26 protein-coding genes are annotated in these 22,701 nt (G+C 51.6%); 19 read left to right on the top strand and 7 right to left on the bottom strand.

Going from position 1 to position 22,701, the window contains the following annotated elements:
- Window positions 1-40: 40 nt before the first annotated feature.
- The 4 genes from mobQ to PGS25_RS00315 form a co-directional block, all read right to left on the bottom strand.
- Window positions 41-1,513 carry a MobQ family relaxase gene (mobQ, locus tag PGS25_RS00330; RefSeq protein ID WP_182436540.1) on the bottom strand — a complete coding sequence of 491 codons (1,473 nt, stop codon included), beginning with the start codon at window positions 1,511-1,513 and terminating at the stop codon, window positions 41-43.
- 2 nt (window positions 1,514-1,515) lie between these two features.
- Window positions 1,516-1,833, bottom strand: coding sequence for a DUF3847 domain-containing protein (locus tag PGS25_RS00325; protein ID WP_008816380.1), 318 nt, complete (start codon window positions 1,831-1,833; stop codon window positions 1,516-1,518).
- A 286-nt stretch (window positions 1,834-2,119) separates the two neighbouring features.
- Window positions 2,120-2,323, bottom strand: coding sequence for a hypothetical protein (locus PGS25_RS00320; protein WP_004614949.1), 204 nt, complete (start codon window positions 2,321-2,323; stop codon window positions 2,120-2,122).
- 146 nt (window positions 2,324-2,469) lie between these two features.
- Window positions 2,470-2,694 carry a helix-turn-helix domain-containing protein gene (locus PGS25_RS00315; RefSeq protein ID WP_005362423.1) on the bottom strand — a complete coding sequence of 75 codons (225 nt, stop codon included), beginning with the start codon at window positions 2,692-2,694 and terminating at the stop codon, window positions 2,470-2,472.
- Window positions 2,695-3,071: 377 nt separating this feature from the next.
- Here PGS25_RS00315 and PGS25_RS00310 point away from each other — a divergent pair, with 377 nt between their 5' ends.
- The 6 genes from PGS25_RS00310 (at window position 3,072) to PGS25_RS00285 (ending at window position 8,112) form a co-directional block, all read left to right on the top strand.
- Entirely contained in the window at window positions 3,072-4,037 is a 966-nt protein-coding gene (locus tag PGS25_RS00310) for a DUF6076 domain-containing protein (RefSeq protein ID WP_442865169.1), read from the top strand.
- Between the two features lie 121 nt (window positions 4,038-4,158).
- Window positions 4,159-4,860: an ABC transporter ATP-binding protein gene (locus PGS25_RS00305; RefSeq protein WP_009321444.1), complete on the top strand. Its 702-nt coding sequence runs from the start codon at window positions 4,159-4,161 to the stop codon at window positions 4,858-4,860.
- Window positions 4,853-5,557, top strand: coding sequence for a hypothetical protein (locus PGS25_RS00300; protein ID WP_118639779.1), 705 nt, complete (start codon window positions 4,853-4,855; stop codon window positions 5,555-5,557). The genes PGS25_RS00305 and PGS25_RS00300 overlap by 8 nt, the downstream gene beginning before the upstream one ends.
- Complete coding sequence (locus tag PGS25_RS00295; RefSeq protein ID WP_021738928.1) at window positions 5,548-6,195, top strand: hypothetical protein; 648 nt, start codon at window positions 5,548-5,550, stop codon at window positions 6,193-6,195. Before PGS25_RS00300 ends, PGS25_RS00295 begins: the two co-directional genes overlap by 10 nt.
- Window positions 6,196-6,227: 32 nt before the next feature.
- Complete coding sequence (locus PGS25_RS00290) at window positions 6,228-7,532, top strand: hypothetical protein (RefSeq protein ID WP_118639780.1); 1,305 nt, start codon at window positions 6,228-6,230, stop codon at window positions 7,530-7,532.
- Window positions 7,513-8,112 carry a response regulator transcription factor gene (locus PGS25_RS00285; RefSeq protein ID WP_009243057.1) on the top strand — a complete coding sequence of 200 codons (600 nt, stop codon included), beginning with the start codon at window positions 7,513-7,515 and terminating at the stop codon, window positions 8,110-8,112. The genes PGS25_RS00290 and PGS25_RS00285 overlap by 20 nt, the downstream gene beginning before the upstream one ends.
- Before the next feature lie 225 nt (window positions 8,113-8,337).
- Here PGS25_RS00285 and PGS25_RS00280 read toward each other — a convergent pair whose 3' ends face one another.
- The 3 genes from PGS25_RS00280 to PGS25_RS00270 form a co-directional block, all read right to left on the bottom strand.
- Complete coding sequence (locus tag PGS25_RS00280) at window positions 8,338-8,475, bottom strand: helix-turn-helix domain-containing protein (RefSeq protein ID WP_330671814.1); 138 nt, start codon at window positions 8,473-8,475, stop codon at window positions 8,338-8,340.
- Window positions 8,476-8,717: 242 nt separating this feature from the next.
- Window positions 8,718-9,773 carry a type IV pilus twitching motility protein PilT gene (locus tag PGS25_RS00275; RefSeq protein WP_270417289.1) on the bottom strand — a complete coding sequence of 352 codons (1,056 nt, stop codon included), beginning with the start codon at window positions 9,771-9,773 and terminating at the stop codon, window positions 8,718-8,720.
- A 164-nt stretch (window positions 9,774-9,937) separates the two neighbouring features.
- Window positions 9,938-10,243, bottom strand: coding sequence for a phage holin family protein (locus PGS25_RS00270; protein WP_118481242.1), 306 nt, complete (start codon window positions 10,241-10,243; stop codon window positions 9,938-9,940).
- Between the two features lie 276 nt (window positions 10,244-10,519).
- On the opposite strand from PGS25_RS00270, the gene PGS25_RS00265 reads away from it, so the two are divergent.
- The 13 genes from PGS25_RS00265 to PGS25_RS00205 all read left to right on the top strand — a co-directional run bounded on the left by PGS25_RS00265 (window position 10,520) and on the right by PGS25_RS00205 (window position 22,596).
- A complete protein-coding gene (locus tag PGS25_RS00265) occupies window positions 10,520-11,257 on the top strand; it encodes a WecB/TagA/CpsF family glycosyltransferase (protein ID WP_117751751.1) in 738 nt (245 codons plus the stop codon).
- 5 nt (window positions 11,258-11,262) lie between these two features.
- On the top strand, window positions 11,263-12,033 hold the full coding sequence (gene thyX / locus PGS25_RS00260; RefSeq protein ID WP_270417288.1) for an FAD-dependent thymidylate synthase: 771 nt from the start codon (window positions 11,263-11,265) through the stop codon (window positions 12,031-12,033).
- A gap of 30 nt (window positions 12,034-12,063) precedes the next feature.
- Complete coding sequence (locus tag PGS25_RS00255) at window positions 12,064-12,969, top strand: DUF2156 domain-containing protein (protein WP_270417287.1); 906 nt, start codon at window positions 12,064-12,066, stop codon at window positions 12,967-12,969.
- A gap of 5 nt (window positions 12,970-12,974) precedes the next feature.
- Window positions 12,975-13,775, top strand: coding sequence for a GNAT family N-acetyltransferase (locus PGS25_RS00250; protein ID WP_270417286.1), 801 nt, complete (start codon window positions 12,975-12,977; stop codon window positions 13,773-13,775).
- A gap of 14 nt (window positions 13,776-13,789) precedes the next feature.
- Complete coding sequence (locus PGS25_RS00245; protein ID WP_270417285.1) at window positions 13,790-14,341, top strand: DJ-1 family glyoxalase III; 552 nt, start codon at window positions 13,790-13,792, stop codon at window positions 14,339-14,341.
- On the top strand, window positions 14,328-14,900 hold the full coding sequence (locus PGS25_RS00240) for a 5-formyltetrahydrofolate cyclo-ligase (protein ID WP_270417284.1): 573 nt from the start codon (window positions 14,328-14,330) through the stop codon (window positions 14,898-14,900). The genes PGS25_RS00245 and PGS25_RS00240 overlap by 14 nt, the downstream gene beginning before the upstream one ends.
- Window positions 14,887-15,777 carry a CPBP family intramembrane glutamic endopeptidase gene (locus tag PGS25_RS00235; protein WP_270417283.1) on the top strand — a complete coding sequence of 297 codons (891 nt, stop codon included), beginning with the start codon at window positions 14,887-14,889 and terminating at the stop codon, window positions 15,775-15,777. The genes PGS25_RS00240 and PGS25_RS00235 overlap by 14 nt, the downstream gene beginning before the upstream one ends.
- Window positions 15,778-15,801: 24 nt before the next feature.
- Complete coding sequence (gene mltG, locus PGS25_RS00230) at window positions 15,802-17,055, top strand: endolytic transglycosylase MltG (protein WP_270417282.1); 1,254 nt, start codon at window positions 15,802-15,804, stop codon at window positions 17,053-17,055.
- Window positions 17,048-18,280 carry a peptidase U32 family protein gene (locus tag PGS25_RS00225; RefSeq protein ID WP_270417281.1) on the top strand — a complete coding sequence of 411 codons (1,233 nt, stop codon included), beginning with the start codon at window positions 17,048-17,050 and terminating at the stop codon, window positions 18,278-18,280. The genes mltG and PGS25_RS00225 overlap by 8 nt, the downstream gene beginning before the upstream one ends.
- A 266-nt stretch (window positions 18,281-18,546) precedes the next feature.
- Window positions 18,547-19,557, top strand: a complete 1,011-nt coding sequence (trpS, locus tag PGS25_RS00220) for a tryptophan--tRNA ligase (protein WP_110436847.1) — start codon at window positions 18,547-18,549, stop codon at window positions 19,555-19,557.
- Window positions 19,558-19,575: 18 nt separating this feature from the next.
- Window positions 19,576-20,664, top strand: a complete 1,089-nt coding sequence (locus tag PGS25_RS00215) for an MraY family glycosyltransferase (protein WP_117491700.1) — start codon at window positions 19,576-19,578, stop codon at window positions 20,662-20,664.
- Window positions 20,657-21,805 carry a non-hydrolyzing UDP-N-acetylglucosamine 2-epimerase gene (gene wecB / locus PGS25_RS00210; RefSeq protein WP_110436845.1) on the top strand — a complete coding sequence of 383 codons (1,149 nt, stop codon included), beginning with the start codon at window positions 20,657-20,659 and terminating at the stop codon, window positions 21,803-21,805. Before PGS25_RS00215 ends, wecB begins: the two co-directional genes overlap by 8 nt.
- Complete coding sequence (locus PGS25_RS00205) at window positions 21,802-22,596, top strand: hypothetical protein (RefSeq protein WP_118285530.1); 795 nt, start codon at window positions 21,802-21,804, stop codon at window positions 22,594-22,596. Before wecB ends, PGS25_RS00205 begins: the two co-directional genes overlap by 4 nt.
- The last annotated feature ends 105 nt before the right edge of the window (window positions 22,597-22,701 follow it).

Genomic DNA, 22,701 nt, shown 5'->3' with positions numbered 1-22,701 from the left:
CTCCATAAAAATACTGGTAGCGGTAAAGCTGCCGATTATATCATAGCTCCATCTCATGTTTCTTTCTCTGTACTGCCTGTGGCTGCTCCCTCCGGCGCAGTGCGGTATCTACGGCGTTCTGCACCTGCCGCAGCCGTATGACTTCCTCCCGGAGTGGCTTGTGCTGCGGAGACAGTTCGGCATACTCTGTTTTTAACTGTGCATATTCCTGTTTCCATGCTTTCAGGGCAATGGGTTTTCCGTCCAGTTTTTCTTTCAGAATACGGCGGGCGGCATAAAACAGCCGTAACTCCGCATCGTGGGATGTTTCAAATTTCTCCCTCTGTTTCTTAAACTTGATATTGTTCAATTCCGTATGGACAGGTTTTAGCCGCTGGTAATTCTCGCCCTCCCGTATCAATTCCTGCAATTCCTTTATCCGGGCAGATTTCTTTTTCATGGAGCCGCTTAATGCTTCAAATTCTTCACTGACAGAGGAAAGACGCTCCTGCAAATCCTCTAATGTGAGCAGCTTGTTTTCCGTCAGATAATTGACGGCTTCGGCAAACTGCTTTAAGTTTCCGGTTCTGGCTTTATTGCTCCATGCCCCTGCGTTGCGCTGGTTGTAATAAGCGATCAGCAGGTCGGCAAGGCTCGGTGTCTGGGGTTTGGAAAGTTCTTCTTTTACCTCTGCCATCCAGACAAACAGGGCTTTGATCTTCTTCCTCACATCCTGCATGAGCCGGTTGGTGGCTTTAATCCAGCGGTTCAGTTCCCCTTTCTCGGTGCGGATGCCCTTTGCTTCCATCTGCCGGACATTAGCTCCCTCGTGGACAGTAGGTATCAGGTCAAGCCCCTGCCGCACATAGGAACGGTGGTCGATACGCACATCCAGCCCTTTTTCCTCAAATTTTGTATTAACGGCAGCCGCCCACTGCTCCCGCCAGTGTTCCAGCGTTTCCGGCTCATGCCAGTCTGTTGTATGGACAGCGTTAAACATATAATCGCCGTTTTTATCCCGGATTCGGTTTCCATCTTCATCAAGAAGATATTCCCGACGCTGTTTTTGTCCCCATGTGCCATCCGGGTTCAAAGGGCGCATGGTTGTCATCACATGAAAATGCGGGTTAGGGATGCCGCCGTCCTCTTTCTCCGGGCTGTGAAAAGCAAGGTCGGCAATCATGCCTTTTGTCACAAACTGCTCCTGTACGAACTTCCTCGCCAGCTCCATGTTTTCTTCCAGCGTCAATTCATTCTGCATGGCAATATCAAAGGAATAGGCAAGCTGTGCTTTTGGATGTTTCTCGCAGTTCTCCACAGCATTCCAGAGGGTCGCCCGGTCAAGATATATTTCCGGCGCATGGGGCGGCAGCATGATTTCCGAAGCGATCACGCCGCCCTTTTTGGTGTAGTCGCTGACTTCTCCATAGTAGCTGCTGTAAAGACGCTCCCCGGCTCGATAGGCTGCGCTGGCAATGGCGCTCTGACCGGCGCTGCGCTTGATCTGTGCGATTGAAAAATGATAAAGTGCTATCCTTAGTCACCGCCTTTCTCCTGCCCGGAAATACGGGCGTGGTTCTCTGTGGCAGACCGGATGAAATGCTCCGCCTGCGGCAGATTCAAAATGCTTTCCATGAGGGAATAAAATTCCGCTTCGGATAGCTCCTTTGTCTGTGGTGCAATGCTCTCAATAGCTGCCCCACGGGTAATCAGCCGGTGCGTCCTCTGTTTCCGGGAACCGCTTTCCAGATACGCCTGCCGGTTTTTCAAACGCTGCATTTTCCGTTTTTCCTGTTCCAGCAGGACAGTGGTTTTTTCATATTCCTGCTTCAACTGTTCCAAAGATTTTTCCATGTTCTCACATCCTTTGCTGATAAGATAAAGAAAGACCATCCGCAGACAGTCCGTGTGTCAGTGCTTCTATAAAACCCGATGAAAAGGGAAAACCGCAGAGCGGATTTCTCTTTGCGGCGGGTACACAGGGGATAGCCGCTTTAGCGGCGCAAGGGGGTGCAGCCGCCTTGTCGGAGCGAAGCGAACGCAGACCTCGGATTGCTGATTTTATCAGCGGCAGAGGTAAGCTCCGCAGGACGCACGATACATGGTCTTTAGACTATGTATAGAAGTGCGCCCTTAGTTCCTAAGGGATTTTTCCGTTTCCGGCAGTCTTGTCCTTTTTCTTGGAACGCTTGGAAAGATACTTCGGGCAGTCAACCACAACCGCCCGGAAGCTCTGTTTACATTCGTGCTGGCATTTCCGGCACAGTTCGTTGTAAGTGATACGGCTGCGGTCATTTAAGAAGAAAGACCATTCCAGCCGCCGCTTGTTGCTCATTCTTGCCATAACCGGCTCCTTTCTCCGTTTCTATCTGATGTACGCAGATAGGCTGTTTTGGTGTAGCGTCTCGGTATCATTTTTAAGGTTTTTTCTCTCTGTATGCCCCTTTGGAAAGTGCGGCAGTATTGCAGTCAGGGAATGATACCTCACGCTTATTTGTCGCTTCCCGGTACGGTTTCGGAGCCTTTTGCCATCCATTCAAAGAAAGCAATTTTGCTGACCTTGATAAGCCTCCCCCTGCGGAACGCCGGAAAGCCGGGGGTGTGTACCAGCTCATAGGCGCTCGCTCTTGAAATTCCCATAATCCGCTGAATGTCCGCCACATCCAGAACCAGCGGTAAATCCTCGTAGCTGTTCAATCTCTTTTTATCGTTCATTCTGTTCCTCCCATAAATCAAATAGGTTAAAATGCTTCCTGCTGCCGCTCTCCCCAAAAGCCGTTTTCCTGCCCCATTCCTGCGGTGTTTCCCTGCATTGGTGCGCCGGATGCGTCACTTCTCCTGCCGGTCATATCCTTTTTGGACGGTCATTCACTTGTCAAGGTACTGTGCGGTACGAAATTACCAACCGCAATCATCATAGCGTACTATCCTTGACAAAACAATGATTCTGCGATACCATGAGTGTAACTGATATAACTGAATTATATAATTACCATAAACAAAGGCAGGGGATAGGGATGGAGAATCAGTTTATACGGCATGAGCCATGTTTTGAGAGGATTTTGTTTGTCCTGACGCTGGACAGGAAGAAAATGAAAGAGCGGATTTTGATTGGGGAAGAACAGCAGATCCGCTTCCGGCTGAACGGGAGCCAAAACGCAGAGGTGCTTTGTGATATGACACGCCCGCTGGGAACTTTTTTGATAAACTTTGAGCGTGACACGGACAGAGATTGGAACTTATACGGGCTTTCTCCGCTGCGGCAAGCCCTCCACTCCAACCGACGGAAACAGCCGGAGCTGGAGCAGACGGCAAGCGAATTTCTCTGGGGAAAATATCTTAGCAATGACCCTCTGAAAATGTATGTGGCGTTCCGTATCTGGAACAGCTATCTGCTTGCCAGAGAACCCCGTGACCGTAACGCTGCCTGTGACCGCTTCATGGATAAAATGAGCAGCCTGACCGGGGTATTCCATAACGAAGCCATGAGCTTTGACAGGGAGACAGGAAAACCGAAACATTTTCAAGCTGGCAGCCTTTATTTCAAAGGCGCACCGTCAGAAGATACCCGGCTTGACCTCTGGTTACCGGACAACCGGCGCACAGAAGAATGTGTGTCTGCCTATGCGTCCCTCTACCCGTTGATTACCTATTATCTGAACAGGCTGAATGACTGGGGGCTTTGCTTCCGGCAGTGCAAGGTCTGCGGGAAATATTTTCTGGCAAAGAGCCAGCGGTATGAGCTGTGCAGTGACAAATGCCGAAAAGCACAGGCGCTCCAAAACAAGCGGGAATTTGACGAGAGGGCAAGAGAAAATAACTATGACATGCTTTATAAAAATGAATGCCAGAACTGGCGCAACAAAATAAACCGGGTAAAAAATACCGCAGGCTTTCCGGCTGACCGTCTGGAAAAAATACAGGCTGCCTTTTCCGACTTTAAGAAAGAAGCCTTGCAGAGAAAAAAGGCTGTAAAAACAGGAACAGCCAGCCCGAAAGAATTTACGGACTGGCTGTATCTGCAAAGTAATGTAATTGTGGAACTGACAGAATACTAAATTTTTTTCTCGTTGTGAGGTTTCTGTGACATTTGCCTGATGGCAGTATCGAAATTGCAGTAATTACTCATGCAAAATGCTTCTTCGTTTTATACACTATACCTATATGGTGGAGCACCAAATGAAAGGAGCAAAAAATATGTCTGAGATTCAAAATGCGATTGAAGTAAAGAACTTAAAAAAAGGTTTTGGTGGCAGAGTTTTGTTTGAGAATTTTAGCCTGAATGTAAAAGCAAATACAATCCATGCGATTATTGGCCCGAACGGTTCTGGAAAGACAACACTGCTACGCTTGATTACAGGGGTATACCAGCCAAATGCAGGGACAATCAACATTGCAGGGAAATATGCAATGGAGCTTGAAAATGACTATCTGTATGAAGAACAGACTGGTCTTGAAAATTTGAGAATTTTTGGGAAATACTTTGGATTTGAAATAAATGATCGTTCAGACAGTTATTGTACGCAATTAGGATTGACCGAGCATTTAGGAAAGCGTGTTAGCACTTATTCTAAAGGAATGAAAAGAAAACTGTCCCTTTTGATTGTGATTATGATGGGACGGGATATTCTGCTCATGGATGAACCAACATCGGGTGTAGACCCCATATCCAGAGTAGAAATCCGTAGTTTGATAGAGGCTCTAAAAGCTGACGGAAAAACGGTTATTATCACTTCACATGACCTTAGCGAGATTGAAAAGTGCGCTGATGATGTATCTATGATTAAAAATGGCAGATTGCTGTTTGATAAGGGTATTCAAGAAATGCAAGGACAATCATTGGAAGAAATCTTTATTAAGGAGGGCAATCGGCATGAGTAACATGGGAAAAGGCGCAGGCTACTATCTTACCAGAAGTAAAAGCCTCCTAATTGATACTGCGATTGTTGCCATTCTGGCGATTTTTATGAGCTTTGCAATGCAGATGGACGCCTTGCAGTCTAAGGGAGAAGATTATTTAGTCCTAATGCTCTATGCGGTTATTTTTGGTCTTACCTCCCTGCAATCCGGTGCTATGATTGTAGATTTGACAGCAAAGGATAAGTTAAGCCGGAGAGTTGAATTTTTTGCAGCTTCTGGAATTGCGGTAAAAGAGATTATAAAACAGTATTCGATACAGATTTTCCGATTTTCTGGTATTATCCCGTTCTTTGTTTTTATGAGTTGCTATTACTTTACCGACTGGACAATGAGCTTTGGGCGGATCGTATGCGTTTATCTTAGTATTCTTGTACTTAGTTTTTGTGAGATTGTCGCTTTGAATATCATTGTACTGGATGTAAAACGAGTAAAACTGTTCAAAAATGTTCTGTTCTTTGGTAATTTTGCACTGGTTTATTTGATTGCGATGTCGGCAGAACAGATTACAGAGTTTGTGAATCAACATCATATAGGAATTGACTATTTGATTATTGTGGTTGATGTTGCACTTTGCATGATGTTTGTACTATTAAGTTTCTTTAAGGCTCGGCACATGAGCAACGAAACAGTTATCAGGAGGGATGGCGAATGGGTTTGATAACCTTAAACCTTAAAAGGGTATTGAACTGGAATTTTATATTTATGAGTGCGGTAGCAGCTATCTTCGGCATGATCTCTCTGATGAACTTTGGGGATATTTCAGAAAACATTGTATTTGGCGTTGATATAAAGTATTTTATGCTTGATGGATACCTGTGCTTATTTATCTTTTTTGCCGGAGAAATAAGCAAGGATATGTTGCAGCAAGAAAAAATCACAAAGAGAATAGAATGGAAACTTGCTAATGGTATTAAAATCTCAAGTATTGTTAAGGAGAATCTGCTATCACTATGGATTGGAACGCTGATCCTTTTGTTTCCTCTACTTTTGATAATTTCCATTCGCCTGCCAAACCTTATCTTGTTATTAGGCACCTATTTTCTGATCCTTAGCATATTGTATTCGGCATTTATAAATGTTTTGATTCTCTGGATTAGAAATATGAACTGGTTTAAGAGTATTCCTATCTTTGCAACACTGCTTCATATTTTGCTGGTTGTCTTAAAATGTGGGATATTTATGAAAACGAATAATGTGTGGGTGTTGCTACTATTTTCTCCAGTGAGTATAATAGTTTTGACTGCGTGTGGTTTATGTCTGATGACTAAAGAACGGATCGTATCATCATATTACTAACATAATGAATTTTAGCTGAAAGGAGGGGGGCTATGCAGGATAAACGCTTCTATCCGTATCTGTTTCTTCATGCGGGTATTGTGACTTTATGGGTTATATTGGATAGAACACATAAAGGAATTGCGAATGACGGAGCCATCAACTTATTGTCGATTGCCGTCTTGCTTTGTTATCTCAATCTGCTCTATCTTCATGTAATGACATCACGGCGAAAGGCAACAATATCTGAATGTGGCTGGAACCTGCTTTCTGTTTCCTTTATTGCGGCGCTGATGTATGATGGATTTTCCACCTTATACATGGGTGCATTTCTGTTTTTTGCATTGATTATCGGAATAATGCTGGTAAGAACTGACGCAAGCCGGGGTAAAATGGTTCGCTTGCTGTTTGGAATTGCAGCTATCATACTGTCGTTTTTTGATTTCCAAATTCTCCCTGTTATAACCATGTTAGTTGGAATGTTCATGGGAATTTTCCTTGATTATAGATATATAAATTTGAAACAGGTTAATATTCTTCCGATTGCCCAGAGGAAAGCAAGATATGTCCTCGCTCTTATGATTCCCTTGTTTACAGTCGTACTTTATTGCTTTGATTTGTCCACCCTACAAGTCAATGTATTTTTTCAGCTTATAATGCTTTTATTTGAGGCTTTTGCTGTCATTCATCTTGGCGACATGGAGGCCCGTTACAAGGAGTTGACAAAGTATTATGAATTAACGAACTATATTGCAAATGAGAGGGAAGATTTCTCAAGACTGCTTCATAACGATGTGCTTCAAGACATTGGAGGTGCCAAAAATCTCCTGTCGCTTCGCTCACCAGATGTTGATGAAACAAAAAGGATATTGTCTGATTTGGAATTGCGGGTAAGAAATATGATGAATTTCTATTCCTCTAATATCTTTTCGGGGTATGCTTCATGGGAACATATCGGATATATGCTTGACGCGATTAAGAAGCTGTACCCAAAGAAGAATATACTTGTAGATTTCACGATTGACAGCGAAGCAAGGATTGCTTTGAAAAAAGATAACAGTTTGGAACAGACTATGCAGATAATCAAAGAACTTGTCAACAATGTTTATAAACACGCTGCCGCTACTTTTATTCATTTGGAAATCGCGCTAAATGAAGAAAGTAGACTCGTAATTACCTGTCAAAATGATGGAGCGAAACCAAATGACATTGAAAATATTCTTTCTTCCAAAGGTGGTATGCTGTTCTTGACGGTGTTGATAAATGGGAATGGTGGTAACATTCAGTATTTAGAGAAAGATGGTATTTTAACTGCAACGGCAGTTTTGGGGAGAAAAAATGAAGATATTACTATTTGATGATCACAGGATATTTGGAGAGAGTTTAAGCAAACTTCTGGAAGATTGGGATGAAATCTCTATCTGTCGCTATGTAAGTAATGAAACAGAGTTTTGGAATATTCTTTCCGTAGACGAATGGGACATTGTATTACTTGATGTCAACCTAAGAGAGCAGTCAAAAAGTTCTGGCATTGATCTGATAGAAACGATATATAGTAAAAAGCCAAAAATAAAGGTGGTTATGCTATCCTCTTATGATATGCCAGTTTATAGACAGGAGGCACTTAAAAAAGGCGCCGTAAGTTATATTGATAAGTCTGCTTCTGCTGACGAGTTGGTAAAAAAACTCACAGCTATTAGTAAAGGTCACAAGTCCACTACGCCCCCTTTATTAGATCCCCTGACAGATCGTGAAGCGGAAATTATTAAGGCGATTGGAACAGGGAAAACGAAGCATGAAATAGCGCAAGAACTGTATATCAGTGAACGGACACTTTACAACCATATCCAAAGCATCTATGATAAGCTGGGGGCTAAAAATGCTATCGAAGCCTATAACAAGGCTATTGCACTTGGATATATCACACCCTTAATATGAGTTTAGGCAATAAGAGGGACAGATATATCAGAACACAAGTGACAAGTATGCACATTATGTAAGCAGATGGCAAAAACAAGTATCATTGAACGACTTCATCAAAACAATAAAGAAAAGCTGGGAGCAAAATTAAGTCTGCTTCCAGCTTTTTTGTATTTGTTATTGTATGTGGTTGACTAAGAAATATTGTTTAAGCGTGAGTTTGTGATATTGGGTGTGGTATCTTTAACTATGGGAATGCCCGCGCTCCCATTTGGATACCGCCTTGTCGCTGACGCCAAGCTGTTTGGCCAGCGCAAGCTGTGTCAGTCTCAGTTTTGTCCGCAGAGCGCGGATCAGTCTGCCGGTTTTTACCTGATCCATTTGGATCACCTCCCTTGCATTCTATTATACGGAAAACGGAGGAGAATACAATGAACGTTCCGTAGAGTTGCGGAAAATTGAGAATGGAAAATTAACGTAAGAGTGAACCTGCGGCATCCTGCTTCAAAAGCAGGCGCAAAGCAAAATAAGCATAAGACAACACCGCATAATTAAAGCCGCGGCTCCTTTATGCGGTATTGCCATAAAAATCCCGCGTGAAATTCAACGCGGGATTTGTTATCTTATCGGAAGACAGACTGCGGAAACGCTTCCGGGTCGGCTGCTTTTGCAGCGGCATCGTCGATGCGGACCTCTCCGCTGCGGACGAGTTCCCCGAGCGAATCGTCCATCAGCATCATACCCTGATTGCGGCCGGTTTGCATGGTGCTGATGAGCTGATACGACTTGTTCTGGCGGATCAGGTTGCGCACGGCAGGGGTGCCGGTCAGAATCTCAAATGCGGCTACGCGGCCGCCTATGGTGCGCGGTACGAGCGTCTGGCAGACAATGCACTCAAGCACCTCGGCAAGCTGAATGCGAATCTGCTCCTGCTGCTCCGGCGGGAATACGTCCACGATACGGTCGATCGTACCGGCAGCTCCCTTGGTGTGCAGTGTGCCGAATACAAGGTGACCGGTCTCGGCAGCTGTGATAGCGGTCGAAATGGTCTCCAGATCGCGCATCTCACCGACGAGAATAACGTCCGGGTCCTGCCGCAGAGCTGCCCGCAGACCGCTTGCGAAGCTGTCCGTATCCGTACCGATTTCACGCTGGTTGATCATTGAGCGAATGCGCGGGTGTACATACTCAATCGGGTTTTCAAGCGTGATGATATGGCGTGCCGCGGTACGGTTGACGTGGTCGATCAGTGCCGCCAGCGTGGAACTTTTGCCGGAGCCGGTCGGTCCGGTCACGATAACCAGTCCGCGCGGCTTTTCTGCCTGCTGTATAATGATATCCGGCAGGCGAAGCTGTTCCGCAGTCGGGATTTCCATCGGCAGCAGACGCAGCGCCAGCGCTGTGTGGTGCTGCTGGCGAAACAGATTGCAGCGCATACGCACGGAATCGGCAAACGTCACCGCAAAGTCGGACTCGCCGATGGTTTTCAGCTCGTGCAGCTGATGCTCATCCGCGAGCTGCTGTGCCGCATCCTGTACATCCTGCTCGGTCAGAGGTACGTCACCGTGGGTACGCAGCTCACCGTCGATACGCAGCATCGGCGGGAGACCAACGGTTAAATGCACATCGGAGGTGTTTTTCTCCTTGGCGTAAAAAATTAGAGTTTGCAAATCGTACAAGGCGTGTCTCTCTCCTTGGTGTCCCAAAGCAGGGGACAGAGTTTATATGGGTATTGTACCGCAAATTGCCTGCTGATGCAAGTAAGGATAAACGAAAACGGCTTCGGAAAACCGAAGCCGTTGAGACCGTTGGAACACTTTGTTCTTCTTTTTGTTTTCGCGTGTTATTTCGGCGGGTCGTTTCCTTTGTTTGAACTGCAGTGTGCTATGACTTCGTTCAGATAGACCGACATGCCTGTACACAGGACACCCTGTACCACACCTTCAAACAGAGCGGCTGCCCAGTTGCCGTAGCTGGCATAGCGCGATGCGACTGACAGACAAGCCAGTCCGATCCCGCAGAACGTGAGTGCCAGAGGGATAAATTGATTGGGAAACCGCTGTATTGCTTTGAGTCCGCGTCCGATGCAGTATAAAACCGCTACCAGAACCGCGAAATCCGCCTTGATATACTGCGTCAGTTCTTCCATGGGTTCACCTCCCCTTAACAGCCTATGCGGAAAGAGAACGATGTTTGCCAAGGCATATCGCAGGGCGGCATGACCTCATGCCGCCGTTCGCAACGATCTGCACATACTTACAGGCGGCAGGACGGGGTCAGTCCGCCCTGCATGATACGTTTATCGCTATCTACTCCTCACTCTCTGTAAGCTGGGCTTGCAGATTTTAGTTTGCTGCTGTATAATACAATAGATTAGGAATGTTCATCGCCAAATAAAAGGCTGGAAAATATGGGAGATACGAAGATGAATACTGCTTCTATTCTGGGCGTGCAATTTCACGCCGTTACCAAGCAGCAGGCTGTTGAGCTTGCAATGAGCAAGATCCGTTCCCGGCAGAAGGGCTACGTTGTTACCCCGAATCCGGAGATCGTCGATCTCTGCCGCCATGACGAAAAATTCATGGGCGTTGTCAACCATGCGACGCTTGTCCTGCCGGACGGCATCGGCATCATCTATGCTGCGAAGATCCTCGGTGAAAAGCTGCAGGGCAAGGTAGCCGGCATTGAATTTGCCGAGAGCCTTGTTGCCGCGATGGCCAAGGAGAACATGCGCCTGTATCTGCTAGGTGCGAAGCCCGGTGTTGCCGAAAAAGCAGGTGCAAACCTGTGTGCGAAGTATCCGGGACTGGTGCTTGCCGGCACGCATGACGGCTATTTCTCCGATCCGCAGGAGGTTGTGGACAGCATCAACGCCGCAGGCGGTGCGGATGTTGTGTTCGTCTGTCTGGGTGCGCCCAAGCAGGAGAAATTCATTGCGGACAACATGGACGATATCCACAGCACACTGTTCTGCGGTCTCGGCGGCTCGCTGGATGTGTTCGCAGGCGTTGCCAAGCGTGCGCCGGATATCTTCATCAAGCTGGGTCTGGAGTGGTTTTACCGTCTGCTCAAGCAGCCCAGCCGTATCGGCCGTATGATGAAGCTGCCGAAATTTCTGCTCATCGTTATCAAGGAGCGGCTTTTCGGCAGGAAGGGAAAGTGATAAGAATGAAAGTAAAACTGCTTGCTTACACGCCTGACCCGGAAAAGCTGGTCGCGGCTGCAGCAAAGAACTGCTATTCCTCCACGGACGTGGACAGCGTGCTGGATGGTCTGACCGAGGAAAAGACAGAGAGCTTTGTCAACATGCTTTCCGAGATCGGCCACGAAAGTCCGATCGAGCATGTGTCGTTCACCTTTGCAATCGAGGGTGTATCACGTTCTTTGCTGGCGCAGATCACGCGCCACCGCATTGCATCGTTCTCGGTGCAGAGCCAGCGCTATGTGCGTGAGAAGGGCTTCGAGTATGTTGTTCCGCCGGAGATTGATAAAATTCCGGCTGCCCGGGCAAAATTCATTCAGGCGATGGAGGACGACCAGCACACCTACGAGGAACTGACGGCCGCGTTGATGGAAGGCTACCTCAAGGAGCTGCTCGAGCAGGGCGTTCCGGAGAAGACCGCCCGCAGCAAGGCTGAAAAGCACGCCATTGAGGACGCACGCTACGTTCTGCCGAACGCCTGCGCGACTCGCATTGTCATGACGGCGAACGCCCGCAGCCTCAAGAACTTTTTCCGCCTGCGCTGCTGCAATCGCGCCCAGTGGGAGATCCGTGCGCTTGCCGAGGAGATGTACAGGCAGGTATACGCTGTTGCGCCGACGCTGTTCGGTCACTGCGGACCGGCCTGCGTGGACGGTGTCTGCACAGAGGGCAAAATGTCCTGCGGCAAGGCCGCAGAAGTGCGCGCGCACTATCAGGCGCTGCGCGAGGGCAAGTAACCCCCAAATCAATCTTGAGAAAGGTATTATATGTTACCGTTTAGAGAAATTACTTTAGAAGATAAACCAATGGTCGAGCACTGCGGCTCGCATTACAACTATCATCTGTGTGAGCGCTGTTTTGTCGATCTTTTCATGTGGCGCAGCCATTACAATACGCAGATCTGCTTCAAAGACGGCTTTATGCTGGTGAAAATGTCTCCGCTGGACGGCGGACACGACTGCTATCTTGCGCCTGTCGGTCAGGGCGACCTCGGCGCTGCGCTAGATGCGCTCGAGCAGGATGCCGCTGAACGCGGTCTTCCGTTCGTCATCGTCTCGGTCGCTGAGCCGATGATCGAGCGTATCGAAGCCGTTCGCCCGGGCAAGTTCACGTTCTCGCACGACAGCGAGGACGGCGACGATTATATCTACCTCGCGGAAAAGCTGCGCACGCTGTCCGGCAAAAAGCTGCAGAGCAAGCGCAACCTCGTCAACCGCTTCAAGACTGCCTATGAGGGGCGGTGGAGCTACGAGGACATGACCCGGGAAAACAGCAAGGATGCGTTCGCCTTCCATGTGCACTGGTGCAACCTGAACGGCTGTGCACGCGAGCGCGACTTTGAAGGCGAGACCTGCGCAATCGTGCAGGCGCTCCACAACTTTGACTACTTGAATTTGCGCGGCGGACTGCTCCGCTTGGACGGCGAGGTTATCGCGTTCACATTCGGCTGCAAGGCTACGTCGGATATGTTCGTGGTACAGATTGAAAAGGCCGACCACACGATTCAGGGCGCGTACCAGATGATCAACCAGCAGTTCGTAGAGCGCAACTGCAATGATGTGGAATACGTCAACCGCGAGGAGGATCTGGGACTCGAGGGTCTGCGCAAGGCGAAAAAGTCCTATTATCCGGTCATGCGCGGCGTGAAATATATGGCTGTGCCGAAAGGTTGATTGAAATGATGCGATTTGCAGAAAAAGGCGATTTTCCTGCCGTTCGTGCCCTTTGGGAAACCTGTTTTCCGGATGAGGGCGGCTTCAACGACTACTTCTTTGCGCACTTCTATAAAGAAAAATATACGCTGCTGTATCTTGAGGGCGAAACGCTCGTGGCGATGGTGCAGATGCTCCCGTACCGCATGACGGTGGGCGGCCTCTCCCGCGAGGCAACGTATATTTACGGTGCATGCACCGACCCAAAGCATCGCCGCAAGGGTTATATGGCGCGGCTGCTCGAGCGCTCGTTCGAGTTGGACAGGCAGGGGGGACGCATTGCGTCCGTGCTCATTCCGGCAGAAAAGTGGCTGTTTGATTTTTACAAACCGTTCGGCTACGAGCCGTTCTTCCATATTTCCCGCCGGGAGATTACCCGCACGGCAGGGGAGCGCGAAGCGCCTCGGCGGCTGACCTCGGCGAATGTGCCTGCACTGGCGGCGCTGTATGACAAACTGGTGCCGAAATGCCGCATCGAGCGGGACATGGCGTACTGGAACGCGCAGCTTGCGCTGTTCGACACACTCGGCGCGGGCGTGTATGGCTGGTTCAAGGACGGAACGCTCACCGGCTATGCGTTCTGCTGGGAGGACAATGCGCAGGAGCTGCTCGGCGCAGATGACGCGCAGCTGCAGGGTCTGCTGGACGTGTTGCGGCGCGATATGCTCGCCGTGACGGAAACCGGCAGCGAAATAGCACTCGGCGTATGCAAATGGCATGAGAAAGCGGATGAAACCGCTGGATATATGAATTTAATGCTCAACTGAAAGGTGTGACAAACATGGTATATGTATTACTGGCAGAGGGCTTCGAGGAAGTCGAGGCGTTGACTCCGGTCGATCTTCTGCGCCGCGCAGGCGTGGAGACCAGGCTGGTCGGTGTGACTGGTGCAACCGTGTGCGGTGCACGCGGCATCAATGTCGTAACCGACCTGTCCATGGACGAGGTTGACCTCGCAGCGGCAGATATGCTGATTCTGCCGGGCGGCATGCCGGGCACAACCAACCTGTACGCGGACAAGCGTGTCACCGATGCGGTTCGCACGATGGCAGATACAGGCAAGTACGTTGCGGCCATCTGCGCGGCTCCGTCCATCATTCTGGGCGGCATGGGTCTGCTCGAGGGCAAGAAAGCCACTTGCTATCCGGGCATGGAGGACGGCATGAAGGGTTCGACCCCGGAAAAGAAAAACGCAGTCACCGATGGCAGGATCATCACCGGCTGCGGCGTCGGCGGCGCATTGGATTTCGCGTGTGAGCTGATTACCGCGCTGTGCGGCAAGGCCAAGGCAGACGAAGTTGCAGAGTCGGTCGTACATCATGTGTACGGATAAGAAAACGCTGCGGGGGCGCTATCTTGCCGAACGGGCAAGTCTGTCCGCCGCGGAAAAGCAGGCGATTGATCGCGCCATCGCACAGAACATTCTGCAAAGCGAGTTCTATCAGCAGGCAGAATGCATTTTCTGCTATGTTTCGACTGCTGAGGAGATTGACACCCGCATGGTACTCGAAAACGCGCTTGCGTCCGGCAGGACGGTCTGCGTGCCGCTGTGCGGCAAGGACGGCAGCATGACCGCGCGGAAAATCACAGCGCTCTCTGAACTGCGGACCGGTCACTACGGCATCCTGGAGCCGTCCGACACGGCGCCGGAGATTGCACCGGAGAACATCGACCTGATTCTTGCGCCTGCGCTCTCGTGCGACAGAAAAGGGTACCGTCTCGGCTACGGCGGCGGCTATTATGATCGGTTCCTCAGCCGGACAAACGCGGTCTGTGCGGCGCTGTGTGCATCGCAGCGCATGAGCGAAACCCTGCCGCACGAGGCGTTCGACCGCTACTGTCATTACATTATCACCGAAAGAGAGGTGCTGCGCACCGATGAATCAAGATAAACGCACACTGCTGCCGGGTCTCAGCCTGTTTGTGTGCTTCTGCCTGCTGACAGGCATGGAAAAGCTGATCACGCACTTTAATCTGCCGCCGTCGCTGATGGCGCTCGGTGAGATCGTGTGCTTCGGTCTGGCGCTTGCAATGGCGCTGCCCGGCATGGCTCGGGAGCACTTTAAGCAGCGGCTTGCATTCAAAATGCCGCGTAAGGGCGGCTGGCTGCTCATCCTGTTTATGGGCGCGGCGACCGCATTTGCCGCCCTCAGCCTGAACATGCTGGAATACCGTCTGCTGGCGCATACCGGTCTCCGGCTGACGATTGCATCCCTGCCGATGCCGCTCGGCGGTATGTCGTTTGCATGGCGGCTGCTGATCGGCGTTGTGATAGCAGCTCTGGTCGAGGAGATCTATTTACGCGGTGCGCTGTTCAGCGTATACGGTGAAGAAGTCGGTACCTCGGCATGCCTGCTGTTCGGCGGCATCGTGTTCGCACTGCTGCATGGCAGCCCGCTTGATCTGGCGACAGGATTCTGCGCCGGTCTGGCGTTTACTTATCTGACCTATGTGTTTGATACCATATGGGCGGCGGTGCTTTCCCATGCTGCGGCGGCTTTTGTCACCGTGTTGATGCAGTGGATGGCAGATACCTATGCACCGTTTGGCATTTGGAACATCCTGCTGCCGCTGACTGTGCTCTTTTTCCTGCTGTTTGCGTTCTTAACGCTGGACACGCTGGGAAAAATGCTGGCGCGCGGTTCCATTCCGCGCTTTGAGGTCAGTGCCGGCTGGTATGACCTGTGGCTGCTGGTGAAAGAGCCCGGATTTATTGTGTTCGCGCTGGCATTTGCCGGTAAAATCATTCTGAATTACTGGATCGGCTGAGGCTGACCCGCAGAGAGGTGAATTATGGATAATCATTTTAACAACGATGAAACGCGGCGCGTACCGCTGCCGGGCTCGGAACCCCCGGTGCCCGAGCAGTTTACGCCGGAGCATTTCGATGACGATCGAGAGCCGCAGCCGCCGCAGAAGCAGCCCAAACGCCGCCGAAGCCGCCGCCGGATGAACGCAGGCTGTGCAGGCTCGATGGTGTACATGATCGCAGTAGTCGGTGCTTCGCTGGTGCTGTCGATTGCAGCGCTGTTCATGGCAAACGACATTTTTGCCTTTGTCAAGGCAGATGCGGTCAAGGAGATCACGGTTTCGGAGAACACCTCGGTATCCTCGCTCGCCAAGGAACTGGACGACCAGGGCGTTATCAATTATCATTCGGTGTTCAAGCTGTATCTGAAGCTCAAGCACCAGACCGATACCTCGGTTCTGGCAGGTGCGTATCAGCTGAACCCGTCGATGGACTACGGTCAGATCGTAGACGCGCTGACCAACACTGCAAGCACAGAGACCGTGCAGATTACCATTCCGGAGGGTTATTCCATCTCGCAGATCCGTCAGGTGCTGCTGGACAACCATATCTGCACCGAGGATGCACTGGATGAGGTGCTGAATGAATATTCCTTCAAGCACGATTTCCTTGAGGATGAAAAACCGGCCGCGGAAGGCTGGCTGGAAGGCTATCTGTTCCCGGATACCTATGAGGTATACAAGGGCAACGCTGCGGTAGTCGATACCATCAACAAAATGCTCAACAACTTCGGCAACAAGTACGATGCAGACATCAAGTCCGGCGCGGAGAATCTCGGCCGCTCGATGCACGATATTGTCACGATCGCCTCTCTCATCGAGCGTGAGGCACAGCGTGACGATGAGCGCGCACGCATTGCGGGCGTTATCTACAACCGTCTGAACAATTCCTCCGAGTTCCCGTATCTGCAGGTGGACGCGTCCGTTCTGTATGGTCTGGGACGCACCGGCGGCAAGCTGAGTGACGAGGATCTCAAGTCGGATTCCGAGTACAACCTTTACAACCACGAGGGTCTGCCGCCCGGACCGATCTGCAACCCGGGTCATGCTTCGCTGTACGCAGCAAGCCATCCGGAGGACAACAATTACTACTATTACGTTGCTATGCCGGACGGCTCGCACCTGTTTGCAAGCAGCTATGAGGAGCACGAGCGCAACATCGAGGCTTCTAATCAGGCACAGGCGCAGGCTGCAAGCGCTTCGGCAGACACGACGACAACGGAGGCAACCGGTGAATAACACACCTGAATTACTGTCGCCCGCAGGCGATCTGGACAAAATGCGGTTTGGCATTGCCTACGGCGCGGATGCGGTCTATATGGCCGGAACGCGCTTCGGCATGCGTGCCGCTGCAACCAACTTTGACGATAACGCGCTGCGCGAGGGTATTGCCTACGCGCACGCGCACGGCGTCAAGTGCTACATTACAGTCAATATTATGCCGTCCAACCGCGACCTTCCGGCGCTTCCGGCCTATCTGGAGCTGCTGCAGGACGCAGGCGCGGACGCACTCATCATCGCGGATGTAGGCGTGCTGCGCATGGCGCGCAGATACGCGCCCAAGGTTCCGGTGCACATCTCGACTCAGACCAGCATCCTTAACCACGAGGCGGCAAACTACTGGGCGGATGAAGGCGCCGAGCGTATCGTGCTCGCGCGTGAGCTTTCCCTTGAGGAGATCGCCGAAATCCGTGCAAAAACCCCGAAGGAACTCGAGATTGAGGCCTTCGTTCATGGTGCTATGTGCATTTCGTACTCCGGCCGCTGCCTGATCTCGCAGTACATGACCGGCCGCGACGCCAACCATGGCGCATGCGCACAGCCGTGCCGCTGGAATTACTCTCTGATGGAGGAGAAGCGTCCGGGGCAGTTCTTCCCGGTCGAGGAGGACGGACGCGGCACCTACCTGTATAACTCCAAGGATATGTGCATGATCGAGCACGTTCCGGAGCTGATCAAGGCCGGTATTACCTCGTTCAAGATTGAGGGCCGCAACAAAACTGCGTACTATGCAGCCTGTGTCACCGGTGCATACCGTGCCGCGATCGACACCTATAAAAAGGACCCGGAAAACTTTGTTCTGCCGCAGTTCTGCCGCGATGAGGTCAATAAGGTCAGCCACCGCGAGTATTACACCGGCTTCTACTTCGGCAATCAGGAAAACGGACAGCATTACGGCGACAGCCAGTATATCCGCGAGTACGAGGTTGTCGGCATGCCGGTCGAGTGTGACGACAGCGGCAAAGCCGTGTTCGCACTTAAGAACCGCTTTTTCGATGGGGAAGAGCTGGAGCTGATTCAGCCGGGTCAGGCACCGTATACGTTCTGCGCGAAAAACGTCACCGATGACGAGGGCACTGAGCGCGAGCTGTTCAACGTGCCGCAGATGCGCGTACACTTTGCGTTCCCGTTCAAGGTCAGCGAGTGGGCTATTTTGCGGAAGGTCAAAGAAAGACCGGAGTAAACAATCAATGAGGAGTTAGGAGACAGGAATTTTCCTGCGTGCCGGCTTACCGTAGGGGCGCACATTGTGCGCCCTTTTTCGTTCCCCCTTGCAAATCGCTTGAACAGGCGAACACGGTTCGCCTCTACGGCATGGTTTCTCCTGCCTCTTATCTCCTTTTTATGAATGGTTGCAACGTATGATAAATTGTGGTATCATTACAATTAAGTATGGAAACCTTTCGGGGTGAATTGAACCGAAAAATTCTAAGCAAGGGAAGTATATACATGAGCGATAACCAGAAGAAAACGATTTTCTCCGGCGTGCAGCCGTCCGGCAAGCTGACGCTGGGTAACTATTTGGGTGCTATCCGCAATTTCCCAATCCTGCAGGAGCAGTACAACTGCATTTACTGCGTGGTCGATCAGCACGCCATCACGGTCCGGCAGGAGCCTGCGGCGCTCCGCCGTGCAACGCTTGAGCTGATCGCGCAGTACATTGCCTGCGGTCTGGACCCGGAAAAGAGCATTCTGTTCATCCAGAGCCATGTGCCCGCGCATGCGGAGCTGGCGTGGGTGCTCAACTGCTTCACCATGTTCGGCGAGGCTTCCCGCATGACCCAGTTCAAGGACAAATCCGCCAAGCACGCGGACAACATCAATGTCGGTCTGTTCACCTATCCGGTTCTGATGGCGGCAGACATTCTGCTGTACCAGACCGATCTCGTTCCGGTTGGCGTGGACCAGAGCCAGCACATCGAGATCTGCCGCGACATTGCAAACCGCTTCAACAATCTGCATCCGAACACCTTTACCATTCCGGAGGGCTACTACCCGAAGGTTGGCGAGGGTGCCAAGATTACCAGCCTGGTTGACCCGAACAGCAAAATGAGCAAGTCCGACCCGAACCCGAACGGCTACATCCTGCTGATGGACAAGCCGGAGGATATTATGCGCAAGTTCAAGCGTGCGGTTACCGACTCGGATTCCCGCATCATCTTTGACCCGCAGAACAAGCCGGGTGTTTCCAACCTGCTGCAGATTTACGCACTGGCGACAGGCAAGACCATCGAACAGGCGGCAGCCGAGTTTGACGGCAAGGGTTACGGTGAGTTCAAGCCCGCAGTCGGCGAGGCCGTTGTCGAGCTGCTGCGTCCGATTCGTGAAAAGACCACTGATCTGCTGAACAACAAGGATTATCTGGAGCAGGTCTACAAGGAGGGCGCACAGAAGGCCTCCTATCTGGCGCGCAAAACGCTGGATAAGGTTTATCGAAAGGTAGGCTTTGTCGCACGCTGAGCCAAAAGGGAGTAAACCATGTCTGAATATATTGTCATCGGCACGATTATTGCAGCGTTTGCCGTAGCTGCCGTGCTGAGCTATTTTTTCACACCGCCGGTCAAGAATTTTGCACATAAGGTCGGCGCGATCGACGTGCCGAAGGATGCACGCCGCATGCATAAAAAGCCGATCCCGCGGCTGGGCGGTCTGGCCATTTACGGCGGCTTCCTGTGTTCGATTCTGATTTTCGGGCAGCTTGATGAGACCATGCTGTGCGTCCTGCTCGGAGCGGCCATCATTGTCGCACTCGGCATTTTCGATGATGTGCTGGCGCTCGGCGCCAAGCTCAAATTCGTGGTGCAGATTGTGGCGGCAGCTATTCCGGTCTGCATCGGCGACCTGCAGATTGGTCTGTTCACCAATTTGAATCCGCTGTCGGATACGCCGTTTGTCCATCTCGGCATTCTGGCAGTGCCGGTCACGATTATCTGGATTGTCGGCATCACGAATGCGGTAAACTTGATTGACGGTCTGGACGGACTTGCGGTCGGTGTTTCGTCCATTGCGGCGATTACCATGCTTGCTGTTGCGCTGCTGACCGGCAACATGCCGATTGCCATTACGATGGCGGCGCTCGCCGGCGCGTGCATCGGCTTTATGCCGTACAACCTCAACCCGGCTAAGATCTTCATGGGCGACACCGGCTCGACCTTCCTCGGTTACATGCTGGCAACCGTGTCCATCATGGGTCTGTTCAAATTCTACGCAGTCATCTCGTTTGCGGTGCCGTTCCTGATTCTCGGCCTGCCGATTTTCGATACAGCCAATGCCATCATCCGCCGTGTGGCGGCAGGCAGAAGTCCGATGAGTCCGGACCGCGGCCATGTGCATCACAAGCTGATCGACATGGGCTTCAACCAGAAGCAGGCGGTTGCTATTCTGTACGCTATCAGCGCAACGCTCGGTCTTACCGCCGTGGTGCTCACCTCGTCCGGCGAGGTTAAGGCGATCGTGCTGCTGCTGGCGGTTCTGGCTGCAATTCTGGTAGGTGCATGCATCATTTACGGTGCGGAGCACTGGAGCAAACACGCATCCGAAAACAAGGAGGATAAAGACGATGAATAAAATCAAGGTAATGACGGTTTTCGGCACTCGCCCGGAGGCCATTAAGATGGCGCCGCTGGTGCATGCGCTCGAGCAGAATGAAAACACCGAGTCCATCGTGTGCGTTACCGCGCAGCACCGCGAGATGCTCGATCAGGTGCTCGATATTTTCGACATCAAGCCGGATTACGACCTGAATATCATGCAGCCGCGTCAGACGCTGGCGACCATTACTGAGAAGAGCCTGCACGGTCTGGATGAGGTGCTCGAAAAGGCACAGCCGGACATCGTGCTCGTCCACGGTGATACCTCGACTACCTTTGCCGGTGCGCTTGCGGCATTCTACCACAAGGTGCCGGTCGGTCATGTAGAGGCCGGTCTGCGTACCTATGATAAGTACAGCCCGTTCCCGGAGGAAATGAACCGCAAGCTGACCGGTCAAATTGCAACGCTGCACTTTGCGCCGACGCCGCGCAACCGTGATAATCTTGCGAAGGAAGGTATCACAGACGGCGTGTTTGTCATGGGCAACACGGTTGTTGACGCGATCCACATGACCGTAAAGCCGGATTTCGAGTTCCGTGATGAGCAGCTCAAGACGCTGGATTTTGAGAACAACCGCGTTGTCCTCGTTACCGCGCACCGCCGCGAGAACTACGGCGAGCCGATGGAGAATATCTGCCGCGCCATTGCCGAGCTGAGCGAAGCATATCCGGATGTACACTTCGTTTATCCGGTGCACCTCAGCCCGTATGTCCGCGAGACTGCGGAGAAATTCCTCGGCGGCAATAACCGCATTCACCTCATTCATCCGCTGGCCGTGGACGAGATGCACAACCTGATGGCACGCTGCTATCTCATCATGACCGACTCCGGCGGACTGCAGGAGGAGGCGCCCAGTCTCGGCAAGCCGGTTCTGGTACTGCGCCGCGAGACCGAACGTCCGGAGGCCATCGAGGCCGGTACGGTCAAGCTGGCAGGCGTGGAGCAGGCCAATATCGTTAAGCTCGCGCGCGAGCTGTTTGACGATGAGGACGCTTACGCAAAAATGGCGCACGCTGTCAATCCGTACGGCGACGGAAAGACCTCGCAGCGTATCGTGCAGGCGATCGAGCAGTATTTTGGTCTGCGCGAGGACGGTCCGGCTCCGTTTAACCCGTGAAACCCGTAAAAAAAGAGAAGCACACACCGAAACACTATCTGCCGGACACTACGCCGAAGATTGCGGCTGCGGGTGCTTCCGTGCTCGTGCTGTTGGTGGTGCTCAGCTTTGTGCTGTCCTCCGGCTGGATGCACGGCAGCAGCACCGGCATTATCCTGCCCGGCAGTGAGGGCGATTCGCCAACGGTTGGCACAGGCAGTGCGCTGCTCACCGGGCAGAGCGTGGATGATATTACCATTGATGTCAATAACGCCAAGACCGTCATCGCAACGCTCGCACGTCCGGCGGCATACAGCAGCAGGATCGAGAACACGATCTACTATGATGGCGGCTCGGCGGCTCTGTACTGCCATCGCTATGTGCGGGATAATGTGATGCGCACGGATACACTCGGCAGTGACAATCAGGTGCAGTCTACGCTGATTCGCGTTCCGGACAGCAAGGTGTACGCGTGGAATGCAGGGGACAGCACTGCTTATCAGGGCAAAGCCGGCGATTTTACCGATGACGCAGCTGCTATGCTGCCGACATACGAGGATGTTCTGGCTGACGAAGTGCAGCTGACTGCTGCCGGCCGACAGGACATTAACGGTGAACCGTGTATTGCCGTTACGTTTGAGCAGGACGGCTACCGCTGCGTATATGCCGTTTCAACGGTCAGCGGTCTGCTGGCGCAGGCGTCGTTCTATGACGGCGATACGCTGACGCGCAAAGTCACCGTCAGCGAGCTCAGCACGGAAACGCCGGACAGTGAATTGTTTACGCTGCCGGACGGCGAAAGCGTTATATAGAAAAAGTGGAGAGTGGAGATTGCAGAGTGGAGAGACAGCGAAACCGTTTCGTTATCTTCACTCTTAACTCTCCACTCTTCACTCTGATAGAAGGAGATTACACAT

Origin of the sequence: Butyricicoccus sp. AM78-15b2TA (assembly GCF_027665985.1) — a bacterium.
Lineage (GTDB): Bacteria > Bacillota > Clostridia > Oscillospirales > Butyricicoccaceae > Agathobaculum > Agathobaculum butyriciproducens.
This window is presented reverse-complemented; position numbering and strand designations above follow the sequence as displayed.